Source organism: Olivibacter jilunii, assembly GCF_900607235.1.
Taxonomy (GTDB): domain Bacteria; phylum Bacteroidota; class Bacteroidia; order Sphingobacteriales; family Sphingobacteriaceae; genus Olivibacter; species Olivibacter oleidegradans.
Window position 1 is genome coordinate 341,367 of sequence record NZ_LR027849.1, and the last position, 14,514, is coordinate 355,880.

The 14,514-nt window shown below is 40.4% G+C and carries 12 protein-coding genes; 5 read left to right on the forward strand and 7 right to left on the reverse strand.

Annotation, left to right across the window (positions count from 1 at the left end):
- The first annotated feature begins 153 nt into the window (after positions 1–153).
- Both E0E36_RS07385 and E0E36_RS07390 read left to right on the forward strand, forming a co-directional pair.
- Complete coding sequence (locus tag E0E36_RS07385; protein WP_130855392.1) at positions 154–720, forward strand: hypothetical protein; 567 nt, start codon at positions 154–156, stop codon at positions 718–720.
- Between the two features lie 445 nt (positions 721–1,165).
- Complete coding sequence (locus E0E36_RS07390; protein ID WP_130855393.1) at positions 1,166–2,461, forward strand: paraquat-inducible protein A; 1,296 nt, start codon at positions 1,166–1,168, stop codon at positions 2,459–2,461.
- A gap of 34 nt (positions 2,462–2,495) precedes the next feature.
- Here E0E36_RS07390 and E0E36_RS07395 read toward each other — a convergent pair whose 3' ends face one another.
- The 5 genes from E0E36_RS07395 to E0E36_RS07415 form a co-directional block, all read right to left on the reverse strand.
- A complete protein-coding gene (locus E0E36_RS07395) occupies positions 2,496–3,389 on the reverse strand; it encodes an EamA family transporter (RefSeq protein ID WP_013667474.1) in 894 nt (297 codons plus the stop codon).
- Positions 3,390–3,674: 285 nt separating this feature from the next.
- A complete protein-coding gene (locus E0E36_RS07400; RefSeq protein ID WP_130855394.1) occupies positions 3,675–5,564 on the reverse strand; it encodes a RagB/SusD family nutrient uptake outer membrane protein in 1,890 nt (629 codons plus the stop codon).
- Positions 5,565–5,590: 26 nt separating this feature from the next.
- Positions 5,591–9,046, reverse strand: a complete 3,456-nt coding sequence (locus E0E36_RS07405) for a TonB-dependent receptor (RefSeq protein ID WP_242627159.1) — start codon at positions 9,044–9,046, stop codon at positions 5,591–5,593.
- A gap of 187 nt (positions 9,047–9,233) precedes the next feature.
- Entirely contained in the window at positions 9,234–10,427 is a 1,194-nt protein-coding gene (locus E0E36_RS07410) for a FecR family protein (protein ID WP_130855396.1), read from the reverse strand.
- Positions 10,428–10,514: 87 nt separating this feature from the next.
- Complete coding sequence (locus E0E36_RS07415) at positions 10,515–11,093, reverse strand: RNA polymerase sigma factor (protein ID WP_013667470.1); 579 nt, start codon at positions 11,091–11,093, stop codon at positions 10,515–10,517.
- 288 nt (positions 11,094–11,381) lie between these two features.
- Between E0E36_RS07415 and E0E36_RS07420 the strand changes: the two genes are divergently transcribed.
- Both E0E36_RS07420 and E0E36_RS07425 read left to right on the forward strand, forming a co-directional pair.
- A complete protein-coding gene (locus tag E0E36_RS07420; protein WP_013667469.1) occupies positions 11,382–11,939 on the forward strand; it encodes a Crp/Fnr family transcriptional regulator in 558 nt (185 codons plus the stop codon).
- A 76-nt stretch (positions 11,940–12,015) separates the two neighbouring features.
- Positions 12,016–12,606, forward strand: a complete 591-nt coding sequence (locus tag E0E36_RS07425; RefSeq protein WP_013667468.1) for an NAD(P)H-dependent oxidoreductase — start codon at positions 12,016–12,018, stop codon at positions 12,604–12,606.
- Positions 12,607–12,708: 102 nt separating this feature from the next.
- Here the strand turns inward: E0E36_RS07425 and E0E36_RS07430 are convergent, their stop codons facing one another.
- Positions 12,709–13,101 carry a RidA family protein gene (locus tag E0E36_RS07430; RefSeq protein ID WP_130855397.1) on the reverse strand — a complete coding sequence of 131 codons (393 nt, stop codon included), beginning with the start codon at positions 13,099–13,101 and terminating at the stop codon, positions 12,709–12,711.
- Between the two features lie 90 nt (positions 13,102–13,191).
- Positions 13,192–13,761, reverse strand: coding sequence for a Crp/Fnr family transcriptional regulator (locus tag E0E36_RS07435; protein ID WP_130855398.1), 570 nt, complete (start codon positions 13,759–13,761; stop codon positions 13,192–13,194).
- 132 nt (positions 13,762–13,893) lie between these two features.
- On the opposite strand from E0E36_RS07435, the gene E0E36_RS07440 reads away from it, so the two are divergent.
- On the forward strand, positions 13,894–14,370 hold the full coding sequence (locus E0E36_RS07440; protein WP_130855399.1) for a DUF4405 domain-containing protein: 477 nt from the start codon (positions 13,894–13,896) through the stop codon (positions 14,368–14,370).
- Positions 14,371–14,514 lie beyond the last annotated feature (144 nt).

Genomic DNA, 14,514 nt, shown 5'->3' on the forward strand with positions numbered 1-14,514 from the left:
TTCAAAAATTCGGCTTTACATAGTACGCCTAATGGAGAATTGCTTACCAGGCGGCGATGAAAATAAAATTCCGAATTTTCTTGTTTTACTTTGAAATACAAAGTACTTTTGAATAGAAATAACAAATAGATTATTCACTAAATTTTTCAAAGCATGAAAAAGCAAAGCAGCATTTATTCATCTATTATAGGTGTCGCATGTGTCACCCTGTTCCTATTGCTGATCCCTTTCGTAGCCATGCACTTTACCAACGAGGTAAACTGGAGCTCGCTTGATTTTATTATTATGGGAGCGCTTATATTCGGAACGGGGATTTCATTTACGTGGCTGGTTAGGCGATCGCCCAATCTCATGTATCGAATTGCCATCAGCATAACGGTCGTGGCCACCTTTTTAATGATCTGGGCCAACTTAGCAGTAGGCCTGATCGGCAGCGGCCCAAATATCGGCAACCTTATGTATATAGCAGTAGCCATCGTCGTGATCGTTGGCTCCTTGCTATCGCAGTTCAAAGCGGCCGGTATGGAACGTGCCATGTATGTCACCGTACTGACACTGGTAGTGCTTGCAACAATTGCCCTTCTTGCAGGTATGCAGCATCATGGCAGCTCGGTCATCGAAATATTGGGCGTTAATGGTTTCTTCGCCGGCCTGTTTCTAGTTTCGGCAGCATTATTTCATTATGCGGCTAAAAATGCATTAAATAGGACTTCGCTATGAAATGATCAGATCAGTGCGAAGGTAAACCGGCAATACATGTGAAATTTGATGAATCAGTTGCTAGAGTAGTAAAAAAAATGGCGGCCGAAGCCGCCTCCCATGTCACTTTCCCTTTGTTAATTCTTTAAGGCATGCACGTTTGTCGGTCATGCCGGTGCCGAAATACATTTGGTAATTCGCACCTAATGTTTTTCGATAGATAGGATGCTTGAGTGAAACAAAAGTGAGAAATATAGCGAAACGATGAAAGAGGTATAACACTATTTTTCATATAGGATTTTTCCTGTTTTTATGAAAAAGTGTTTAATATAATCTGTAACGATCACAGGTTGGTTGAATTAATGTGAAAATCATCCCGAAAATTTTTTAGATCTGTAAAACAATATAGGGAGGCATATCGTATGTAATATATCCTTAACTTATATGAAAGATTAAATACATATCTATGTTTTCAAAAACTAAACTTTTCCTCACTATAGGGCTGAGCTTGCTGTTGTTATTGATAGCCTTTTCGGGGTACCGTATCAATGCCCTATCACGGCAGCAAGTGCAGATTATGGAAGACTATAGTACCGTAAATAGCATTGCATTCGGCATTCTTTCTATTAATAAATGGGAAGAAAAGATAACTACAATAGTTGAAAAACAAATTCAGCAGTTCAGTTTTACGCCGGAGCAAAGGGTTGAGCTGCAGAAAGAAGTGGAAAAAATGCTTCATGCTATGATCGATAAAGCCATGAGTAATCTGACGAAAAAGCAAACGAGCATCAAAGGAAAAATACGGAAGGCAGCAGTCAATGTTTTTGTCGATGAAGATCAATTACACGATCAGGTTCCCGGTTTTGCAAAAACCATTGTCGATCAGGTAAACAAACCATCCACCAAGAAAACCTTGAAAAATCTGGCCGAAGATAAACTGGATGAAGTAAAAGAAACGACTTTCGACAGCTCTATGGTGGCGCAACGAAAAGTAACCAACGCCATTTTCAGTAAATACGGTGCGCGAAACAGTACCGGCTTCAAAAAGAAGACGGATAAACTATTTGCCGATATCCGCTACGAGAGCTATGCGTATACGCTTGTTGTTTTTGCCTGTATTTTACTGTTGTTGGCCTTGTGGAAATATTTCATCGATCATCAGGAATTGCAAAAATCATTATTTATTTTTTCACTTTTAGCCGCTGGCGTTGTGTTAATTGTAGGCGTTTCATCGGTCATGATTGAGGTGGAAGCAAGGTTGGAGAAGATAGACTTCCACTTAATGGGAGAACATCTCATTTTTGAAGACCAAGTTCTTTTCTTTCAGAGCAAGAGTATTATGGATGTGGTAGTAATTCTTTTGAAGAATGCCAAGATCGATTCCATCGTGGTAGGTCTGCTCATTTTAACATTCAGTGTATTCTTTCCGCTCGGTAAGCTCATTTCATCGGGCCTTTATCTCTTGCGCGAGTCGAGCAGAAAGAATAAATTCGTCCATTTTTTCGCTTTCAAGTCCGGTAAATGGAGCATGGCCGACGTCATGGTGGTGGCAATCATGTTGACCTATATTGGTATGAACAGTATGCTAACTTCTCAGTTAGCCGTTTTAAACATCAAGGAAGACAATATTACGAGTATTGCAACAAACAATACCTCTTTACAACCGGGCTATATGGTGTTTGTTCTATTTGTCGTATTTGCCTTAATCCTGTCGGAAATACTAAATAGAATCACCAAAAAGATAGCCGAAATTTCATCTTAAATCAGCTATATGAATAGTTGCCGGTTTATTTGACTTACTTTAATGCCATATTTCTCTTCCTTCCGTACAAATAGGCGATGTTGAAAATCACAACGGCCGTGAAAATCATCCCAAAGGCAATGAGCTGAACCGTATTGATCGGTTCTTTATAATAGAGAATGGCCAATAAGAAACTAATGATGGGATTTAAATATAATAAGGTGCCGACAATAGAAGAATCCAACCCTTTAAGAGCAAAAATATTGAGGAACAGGGGAATAATGGTGTAACCTACTGCAATAATTGCAACAAGGCCATAGAATGTCATTGTTTTAGGTACCGTAGTATCAATGACCGTTAAAATCGGGAGCAGCAAGAAGGTGCTCACGACAATATGAATGGTTAATGTGAAAAATTTATCCATCTGAAAGGTATTCTTTTGAAGCACTAAATAGATTGCATACGAAAGCGCGATCACCATGCTGTAAATCAAATCCATAAAATGGCCATATGCAAGGATAAGGCAACTAATCAAGCTTAACAGTACAGCAAACCATTGTCCTATATTCAGTTTTTCACGCAAAAAAAGGCTGGCTAGAACTGTCGTTAAGATCGGACAGATCAGGTATGCCAAAGACGTGGCGTTGACACTGACTGCATTCATCACATAAATAAACGAGAACCAATTCAACCCGAGCATAATGGCACTGAAGAACATATTTATCAGCAGTTTTACTCTTTCTTTTGGCGATATTGTTTTGACATAATGGATACTGGCAAAAGTTTGTTTTCTTCTGAACATAAAACAAACGAAAGCGATACTAATGGCAGCAAAGATGACGCGGTGAATAAGAATATCCAGCGCCGCATAAGCACTTAACGGTTTTAGTACTAGAGCAAAAGTGCCCCAAATAGCGAAGCCTAATACGGCAGATAGATAATGTTTCATTAAGATGTAAAGCTAACACTTGATATGACGGCATGCGGTTGGAAAAAACTGTCTTTGTTATGGGCTAATATACGTCATTTTCTTTAAACTCAGTCGTTTCATTCCGACCTATCAGCTTCAGCTAGGCTGGTGAGGAGGGGTAACGGATTTTACCTAACTTGGTTATAAGTAAATATGGTTGATGTCACCGAGTCAAGGTTTAAAACTCGTTTTAACGAGTTTTAAACCTTGTAAATTAATTATAGGTAAACCAAACAAAATCGTCGATACTCTATACCAAAGTGACTATTCAATGTATCCTGGATTTTGAACCAATAATGGGTTTTTCCTTATTTCGTCTCGCGAAAGGGGTAGAAAATATAGTTGGTTTTTCCAAACACGATTTTCTTTACTATTAAATTCCTGTGGAGTATAGCTGTAATTGTAAATAGATTCATCATATCTATAATTACCTGACAAGGTTTTTCCAGGCTTGAACGTTCCATCAATTTTAACTATTGTCACTTTCCTGCCAAGTGTTTCTTCAGCAATTAACCATCTCCTCGCATCAAAAAAACGCTGTTGTTCATAAGCCATTTCTATGCGGCGTTCATGGCGGTATATTTCTCTTAGCGTACTTTGATCCGTTGCTGTGATAGCGGGCATGCCCGCCCGGAAGCGAATTTTATTTAGCCAAGTTCTTGCCGTTTCCGTGTCGCCCAGTTCAATACAGGCTTCCACATAGTTAAATACAACTTCTGTAAACCTAAAATAGGGCCAGGGCACGAACTGCCTTGCTTGCGCATCAATAATATTCGGGTCCGGATCAATAAATTTTTGAATATAATAACCTGTCCAAGTCCCGTTATGTGCTTCCTTAGGTCCTTGTTTTGTGTCTAGTCCGGCAAATTTCGTCAGCTTGCCATCTACGATTAAATCATATGCGCCTGTTTGTATTTGATTGGCTGGGTCTAAAGGGTTATTTCTTGGTTTCCAATCTGCGCCATCGTACAATATGGAGGCATAAAAGCGCGGATCTCTGTTTTTATAAGGGGCCGCTTTATGAAGGGGATTGTTCCAATCGAATTTAGTTCCATCATTCATTTCATAGTCATCTACCAAAAGGCCTATAGGTTGGTTCCCACCCCAATTGTTATAACCATTCGGACCGTTATCTCTGGCATGCGTTGAACTTTGTTCGGTGATAAAATAGCGTGCATAAAGTATGTCAGATGCCGCCCCCTGATCAATACCTGCTGCTTTGCTACCGCCACCCATGGCGATACTTTTATAATTAATTCTCCCCTGTTCCGGTGCGACCGGTTCGGTTAGATTTAATTTATAACCCGTTCCCGCATCCAACACCGCCTTAGCGGCAGCCTGTGCCAAACGATACCGTTCTTCTTGGGAGCCGCTCGTATACGCTAATAAAGGTAATCTCTCCGAAAGATTATTTAGATCCGTGACCTTTGCAGTAAGCTTTACGGCGTCATGCAGATCGCTTGCTGCATAAATCAAAGTTCTGGATTTGAGCGCCAAAATAGTGAGCGAATTAATACGTCCTTTTTCAAGTACAGTATTCCCCAATCGCCGGTAGGCTTCATCGCAATCCTGTATAATTTGATTTACACAGGCCTCATACGTGCCGCGTTCTTTTTCATATATAATTGGATCTTCTGAGTATTCATAGCTGCTGGTAATAATCGGGACACCACCGTAGTACCTTAATAGTTGGTGATAACAATAGGCGCGAATAAAAAAAGCCTGAGCCAATAATTTATCTTTAGCTCCTTGATCACTGATACCATTTTTGGTGTCATCTATTAGTCTTTCGATCGCAATATTGCTGAATCTTATATACGTATACATGCGCTCCCACCACCTGGATGTCCCGCTCCAGCCTTCATTTGCCCCATTGATAGCACCTGTATTCAATAAGAGGAAAGCATCGGTATGGTTCCATAACGACTCATCAGTTGCCGAAGCTTGCATCTGTTCGGTGAAACCGGAGTTACCTGCTTCAAAAACATTGTAAATATCACTGACAAATTTTTCTGCTAATACCGGGTCTTGCCATATCGTCTCATCGGAGAACGCGTTACGGGGGGATACATCTAAAAAATCTGTACTACATGCTGTCGTAAACAATAGAACAGCCAACATATAAAAAATCCTGTTTTTCATTAATGTCTTCATTTCACCTTAGTTTATTTATAATTGGGTTAAAACACAGCCTTTACGCCAAAACTGATAATTTTAGATTGCGGATAAAATTGACCGGTACTGTTGTTAGCCTCAGGGTCCCATATTTTTATCTTGTCAATGGTTGCCAGGTTAATGCCATTGATATAAAAGCGAAGCGTACTCAAGCCTATTTTGTTAACCAATTGAGTTGGTAAAGTATATCCCAATTCAACATTTTTTAATCTTATATAATTGGTGCTGCGGATCCAATAAGTATTATCAGTAGTTGTATAATAGGTGTCCGAACGATTGGTAAGACGGGGATCTGTGTCACTCGGGTTATCAATAGACCAACGATGATTATAATTCCATTCGAGGTAGTTTCCTATTAATCCTGATTCCGTGGGCCCCATTCTTCGCATTCCACCGGTTGCTCCCTGTATCAATATATTAAAGTCAAAGCCCTTATATTGTCCTCCTAGTATTAAGCCTCCTGTAAAAGTGGGCGTGCTATTCTGGTTTAGTCGTACACGATCGTCGCTTGTAATTTTACCATCGCCATTATAATCTACATATTTCATATCCCCCGGCAATAATTTCCCGTTTTTTAATCCCAGAGCAGAATAATCGACGGTATTCGCATCAATAGCGGCTTGATCTTTGAAAACGCCGTCATACAAATACACCAGCCATGAATCCGTAACTTTTCCTATTTGTTGTTGATAAGGTAAAGTATTGGCTACATCACTGGAGTATTGCACATTATTCTTCGCGTAGCCGCCATTCACCCCTATATTATAAAACAGATCGCCAACTTTATCGGTGTAGGTTAATTTAAATTCGTAACCCTTATTAATGAGGTTACCGAGATTTGCAATAGGCAGATTGCCCGAAATACCTGAACTTATAGGTACTACACCGGGATTTTTTGTTAAAACATGGGTCCGTTTATTATAGAATAAGTCCAGCTCCAGAGCCAGCTTATCGTTCAAAAATGAGGCGTCCAAGCCAATATTGCTGTTGTTGGCCACTTCCCATGTGAAGTTTGGGTTTGGAATGGTACTTTCGTAAATGGTTTGATAGAGTAGGTCGCTGAATACACCCTGTCCGGTATTCATCAGTGATAAATATTTATATTCTTGAAGGCTGTTGTCATAATAAGCTTCTGCGCCCATCTGACCCCAAGAACCTCTTAGTTTTAAATTGTTGATGAAAGCAATATTGTTTTTAAAAAAGCTTTCTTCGGATAAACGCCAACCGGCCGATACCCCGGGAAAAAAGCCAAACCTTTTGTTTGGAGGAAAAATATACGATCCATCTACACGCCAATTAAACTCGAAAAGATACTTTTCCAGGTAATTATAGTTTACGCGACCATAGTAACTCAATCGTGCTCTATCATAGGTGTTTTCGTTGCCCAGGGTTTGACGCACACGGTCGCCAAAGTTCAATTGTTCTACTAGTATCGACGGAAAATCCATTCGGGCTGCAAAAAAACCGTTATTGGTCACGGTTTCACGGGTCAGCCCGGCTATTGCGGAAATGTTATGTACACCTTTGATCGTTTTATCATAGGAAACCAAGGCCGATACGTTGATCGCTAATTGATCTTCCGTAGCTTCCCGAAGTTGAGCTTTGGGTTCTATTCCTTTTGGTATATAGCCCGATAGTTTTGGTGTGACCCCATCGGCTTCAAAACTCACTTTATCCCAATCGTATAAGGTCCAAGGTGTTTCCCATCTTTTCGATCTGCCCCAGTATTTGTCGATCGAAGCCGTTCCCGTTAATTTTAAACCCTCTACTCCGGGGATTTTAATATCGATCGCTCCTGTGTTTTGCAAGTAGTCCCTTGTATTTCTATCATATCCGGTTGCACCGGTAGTAATTACAACCGGATTAGCACCATTCTCTAAATCGGGCCCGGGAAGTCCATTAGGCCATGTGGCAATATTGGTAGGAAGACCGCGCGCAAGAAATCTAAAAATATCGCCAGCTCCTCTAGTTGGGAAATTACGCGATTCTTCTCGACCGGTTATCGCTAACCTTGCGGTAACATATTTACCAAAATTGAATTCCAGGTTTGCACGCAAATCGTATTGCTTATAATATGTAGCCGAATTCTTATAAATAGCATCTTGGTTTAAGTACCCTAAGGATATCAAGTATTTTGTCGTTTCGGTACCCCCATTTATTTGTACGTTATGCCGTTGCTGTGGAGACCAATCTTTTAGCGTAGCGGCAAACCAATCCGTATTCGGATAACGTAAAAGGTCTGATCCATCGCTATATTTTTGTCTTTCTTCAGGACTATATTCCGGGTTGATGGCTCCCGAAGTTCCATTGTAGGTACCGGTACCTGTATTAAATGCTTGCCAGATTTCTGTCCACTTTGCGGGATCTTGCGGATATACACCCGTAACCTCGTTAATAATAGCTGTATATTGTTCCGAATTCGCCATTTTCGGTGTACGAGTGGGGCGCTGTATACCATAGGTAAAATCATAAGAAATTTGGGCTTTACCTATTTTGCCTTGTTTCGTCGTGACAAGGATAACGCCATTACCTGCCCGAGAGCCGTAAATGGCGGCCGACGCATCTTTTAATACGGATACGCTTTCGATATCATTCGGATTAATCCGATCCAAGCCACCTGCGCGTTGCGGTACCCCATCGATGACGATTAAGGGTTCACTGTTGCCGCCAGGTAGCGAATTAATACCGCGAATACGAAGCGTAGAGCCGTCGTAGCCAGGCTCTCCACTACTTTGCATGGCTGTTACTCCCGGTAGTCTACCGACAAATGAATTTGAAAGATTAGCCGCCGGAGATCTAGCAAGATCTTCCCCTTTTACGGTAGCTATTGCACCGGATACTACCGCTTTTTTCTGCGTACCGTAGCCTACTATTACCACTTCTGTTAAGGCCTCATTCAACGATTGCAGCTTAACGTCGACGGTAAGATCAGTCCCTATTAGTACTTCTTTTGGTTCATAACCTATATAGCTAAATTGCAACACTTGACCGGTGGATGCCGCGATGCTATACTTTCCGTCGTTATTCGTTATTTCGCCAATAGATTTCCCTTTCAGTTTGATGGTGACGCCCGGCAACGGGGTGCCATCGGAATCGGTCACTATACCTGTGATTCGTTGTTGGGGTTTCGTTGGAACCATTACAGCGCTAGTAACCTGCTTATCTTCTGTGCGTTTTCGAACAACAATGGATCGATCTCTCACCGTATACGTTAATTGGAGAGGAGACAGAATCATATTCAGTGCTTCAAACAATGGTTTATTATGCACCTCAACCTTTAGGTTGGAATTTGCTCTAATAATCTCTGCATTGCAGACAACCGTATATCCTGTTTGCTTCTTAATTTCCCTGAACAGGTCTACTATCTGCATCTTCGAATTTGAAATGCTGATGTTCTGTCCAAAAGTTTTGGCACGAACTTGACAGAGTGTAAGCAAAAGCAACACGGTTATCATTTTCATTATAATTAGGAATTTATATTTGGGGCATAAGAGGTCTACCCCCAATGATAAAATGTAATTTTTCATTACCTTTAATTGGTTTTAGTTTATAAAAAATACGATATCTCTTTTTAGAATTGGAACCTTTGGGCCGAAGAAGCACCACCTTCTTCGGTCTTTCGTTTTCCTTGATTTTCAGGCAGTAAGATTATTTCATGAGCGTCACCCTCCTTCCTTCTATTTTAAATTTTATGCGGCTGTCTACAAGTTGAATCAATTCAAGTACTTTGTCAAACTTGTCATATCTTGATATTGCCCCCCATATGGCTATCTCTCTTAATGGAGGCTCTACAATGATTTCAAGGTCATACCAACGCGCAATTTTATTCATAGCGCTCACTAAGTTTTCGCTATTAAACATAAACTCGCCGTTTTTCCATGCTACCGCTTCACTTGTGTTTACGGGCTGAACGTCTATTCGGTCCGTGCGTGTGATAGACTGTTGTCCGGGTTTTAAAATTTGGGAGATTTTATTAGGCAGCGATACGGTCACGCTTCCCTCTAAAAGAGAAACGATAGAAACCGGTTCATCCCGGTAAGTATTGACATTAAAGTGCGTACCCAACACCCGAACACTTTCATTTTTTGTCCGAACAACAAAAGGAGCTTTTTCGTTTCTTGCAACTTCAAAATATGCTTCTCCTTCTAGTTCGACTGTTCTGATGTCGCTTGCAAATTTCTGCGGATACCGGAGTACGGTAGCTGCGTTCAGCCACACCTTGGTTCCATCCGCTAAGGTTACCTGATACTGACCGCCCTTGGGGGTAGACAGGGTGAGTTGCGTATGTTCAATGGTATTCTGTCCGATATTCAGCTCGGTACCATCGTTGTAAGTAATATTCTTGTTAATGACAATGCCAAGATGGGCATCACTTAGTTCGAGTGTTTGTCCATTCGAAGAAGTTAATGTCGCCTGGTTGTGCCCGGGAACGAAATTTTCGCTTAACGACTGACCATTTTTTTCGTTTGGTTCGATCACAAAGTAATGTTTACGCAAAAAGAAGATTCCAACAACGAAAGCGATAAAAACTGCCGCAACAGAGCTGTACCGTATTATCTGTCGCCTAAGATGATATACTCGATTTCGCCCCCTTTTATCATTGATTTGCAAAAGAATATCAGTCAGCAACTGCTGTTCTTTGTTACTATTAATTTCATTGTACAGTATCTCATACTCCTGTAATGCACACTCCAGCTGACCGATATCCTTCAATTCATTCGACAATTCGTTAAGACTGGGATGATTTTTCAATAATTCCTGAAGCTCGGCAGACTCATCCACAGTCAGGTTGTCGCTCAAATATCCCTTTAATAATGTTACGATTCGATCTAGGTTTTGCATGGCTCTTGGTTACGTATCAACATAGAAACACAAGAATTTGAAAAACCTTACAGAAAGTTTTAAAAAAAATACATTTTCCGATTTGCGTTACTGAAAAAAGTAGAAAAATAAGATCGCAGCATATAATGAGTCTTTCGTCTTTATATGATCCCGCAAGGTTGCAAGCGCTCTTGATCTATTCGTATACACGGCGTTTGGTGACATACCCAAATGCAAACCAATCTCATCCATACTCATATCATCAATAAAAGTCATATGAAAAATCTTTCGTTGTTTTTCGGGGAGGCGTTGAACTTCATCCATAATACTTTTCAACAATTCGGCACGCACTATTTGGGTAAAGGCATCTGAATCTTCTGTTAGGAGTTGGCTGTAGTCCTCAATATTTTCGGCATCTTTAAATATCCGGTCTCCTCTTAATTTGTTAAGGCATATATTCTTTGCAGCAATATATAGAAACGCACGAAGTGCATTCATATTCGTAAAGTGTAGCCTCCTTTCCCAAACCTTGACAAATACATCTGCAACCACCTCTTCTGCTAATTGATGGTTTTTAAGGTATCGCTGCACAAAATAAAGCAATGGTTTGTTGTAAAGACGATATATGCCAATTAGGCCTGCGTCATTGTCATCATGCAGATAATTAATTAAAACGGAGTGGTCCATCAATTTAGCTATTTCTTTAATTCAATGAAATACTTTCTTATTAGGATATCGCTTCAAACGAAGTGTGGTTCACCTTTGTCTTCATCCGCGTTTTTCAAATATAGCTAGCCAAAAGTATAAAAACGATAAACAAGCCGATTGCAGATTTACAATATAGTTTGTCCAAATTAATCAACAATATCCAAGATGACAATATGGATGTAAAAAATGTGCCGGCTGCTTCACCTCTTCCGTTCTAGCGGCCTGTTTATTATATTTGTTTGAGGATATGCTTTATGCAATAGATAAATGAACAAAAGAACAATAGCGGCAACAAGCGAATGGTATAAATTCAACCACCTTTTTAAACGTTTGGAAATACCTGCTAAAACAATGCTTTTACGCGAGGGAGAAATTTCAAAAAATGCTTATCTTGTAGAAAAGGGTTGTTTGCGGACATGGTTTAACAACGACGGAATCGACATAACTACCCAGTTTTTCTTTGAGGGCGAGGGTGTTTCTTCTATTGAAAGCTTCAGAACAAATGGGCCAAGCCTTTATAGTATTGAAAGTATAGAGCCTAGCATTATACAATGTATTTCCAAGAAAGATTTTGAATTTGTACTGGACAGCTCTCCGAATATAAAAATGGAGATGGAGAATCATCTCTTCAATCGATTTGTTCACTGTCAAAAGCTTTTGCTTTCGCATATTAAAGATAGTCCCCAAGAACGTTATATACAGATCTTGCAGCAACGTCCAGATATCATAAAGCGTATTCCCCAACATTATATTGCATCGTATCTGGGAATAACCAAGGTTCATCTCAGCCGTATAAAAAGCAAGCTGGTCCGAAAGGGAGCGTAATATGGAATTTGATAACAAATGTTATCGTTGAGCGCCATTGAGCTGATTAGTTTTACTCCAAAATAAATAGAGTAAAATGAGAGTGGTCATCGTATTTAATCATCCCTATGAAGGAAGCTATGCAACCGCGATTTTAGCTGCGGTAACAAAAGGGCTGAAGACCGCAGGTCACGAAGTGGACCTTATGCATCTGGACAATGACGGTTTTAATCCGGTTATGTCAAGTGCAGACTTGAAAGGCTTTGTAGAGCACAAAGCCGTTGATCCACAGGTAATAGACTATAATAGGCGCTTAGCGGAAGCGAATCACTTGGTTTTTATATTCCCAATATGGTGGGATCTCATGCCTGCAACTACCAAAGGATTTATTGATAGGGTTCTTACCCCCGGGGTTGCTTATGACCATCATCCGAGAGGCTTCGGATTGATTCCTCTTTTAGAAAATTTAAAAGGGGTAACAATCATCACTACTATGAATAAACCGAAAATTATGTATTCCTTACTGATAGGAAATCTAATCAGCAAAGCAATGCTAAAAAGTGTTTTTAAAACAATGGGATATAAAAATCTTAGCTGGATCAGCTTTAATCGTGTCAAAACAGTGGGTCAGGAAAAACGGGTAAAATGGCTGGCCGGTCTTGAAAGCAGGTTTGCAAAAATGAAATAAAATCTTTCCTAACGTTCAAATATTGGCTTCGGAATAACATGTGTCGGGATAGGCAAAAAGTAAGCTTGGTTGATGCCTTATAAGGAGCACCAACCAAGTTTACTATTTTACAACAGTAGCTTCCAGCTCTACATTCAGTGTTTCATACAAGGCAACCACTTGCATCAGTGTAACCACTTGTTTCATGCCATGCTTTGCTACAAAACTACGGAATATGTCAAAACAGTTTTTGATAAACTCATCTGATGAAGTGGTATAAACTGTCAATCTAACAATGTTACGGCACTCGTAACCCGCTTCACTGACTACGGTTTCAAGGTTCTGTATTGCCAATTCCAGTTGGGTACGCATATCGGCGTTGCTCGATGTGCCATCGGCATGTACTGCTGCCTGTCCGGCACAGTATAAAGTTCCTGTTGCCTCCTTTACTTCTACGGCCTGTACGTAGCCGCGTTCTTCCTGCCAAGTCCAGGGATTAATCACTGTTTTTTTCATGATATTTTTTTGTTTTTCTGTACAGCAAAAATGAGAAAACTATACACGGGGTGTTGTGACTTGGATCACATTTGGCAAATTGTTGGCCGTTTAATTGTTGCGCCAAAGCCGGCTAAGGGTTTCACGAGATACACCCAAATAAGCGGCCAGAAGGGTCTTAGGTACCCGTTGCATCAATGCAGGCTGTTTGCGGAGTACCTGCTCATACCTTTCACGTGGGTTGGCTGTAAGGAATGACAGAATACGCTCCTGAGAAGCCATGTGTCCTCGGTTCGCCTTATGCAGGAAGAAATGCTCCATTTTTTGTAGCTTGGCGCAAATTGTCTGATAGCTATCCAGTGAAAGGCAGTATACTTCCGTATCCTCAATACACTGTAAGCTCAATGACGCCGGTTGCCGGGAGAACCAAGCGGGATAGTCGCTTTCCCACCAGTCTTCCATTGCAAAAGAAATAATATGTTCGCGGCCTGTTTTGTCATGATAGACCAGCTTAAGCAACCCGGATATGACTAGGTATACATAACGTACCGGTTCATTCTTATCGATAAGGAATCCGCCTTTCCTACAACGCTTTACACTGAAGTGCTGTCGCACAAAAGTGTACTCTTCGTCACTCAATGGTACTACTTGCTCTATATGCCGTCGAAGCATTTCTTCCATATGCGTAAAGATAGGAATTTAGGTAATATATGTAATTCAGCCAATAAATATCAGCCGTTACATTTGATAACAAATGTTATTGTACCCAAGATTTCTCCCTACATACATTTGTAGAAATAAACACGTGGACACATGAAGCTTAATAGAAAGTACATCACACCTTTTATCACCCTTGTTTTTCTCGTTGTAGCCCTATCTGGCCTGCTGATGCTTTTCCATCTATTTGATGGTTATACGGAAGTTATGCATGAAAGCCTGGGATTGGTTTTTGTCATTTTTGCCATCTTTCATATTCTTGTCAATTGGAAGAGCTTACAAACCCATTTTGGAAAAAAAGTTTTCTTACCCGCCGCCATCGCCGTCGCGGTGGTTTCAACTGCCTTTGTTATACATCAAAGAGGTAACCCAACCCTTGATACACTGATTGTCAAACGAATAGTCAAGGCTCCGATAATGAAAGCTTTTCAAGCCTTAAATATCGATTATGATCAGGCATTGCGAACACTTAAAAGTAATGGCATATTCATTGGTGATTCGAAAACAATCGAAGAGATCTGGCAGAAAAACGAAGTGTCGCCCCAAGAAGTGATTGATTTAATAGTCAACTAGTTTTAATAGCAAAGCGAGATAGCCAACGTTGTCATTGCGTGCTGTCTGGCAGATTCGTTTTCTTCAAAATAAATAGGTTCGCGTTTTAAAACAAGTATGCAATTTCAAAAGAAAAACTGGAAAAGCTTGTCATAACCAAGCTTT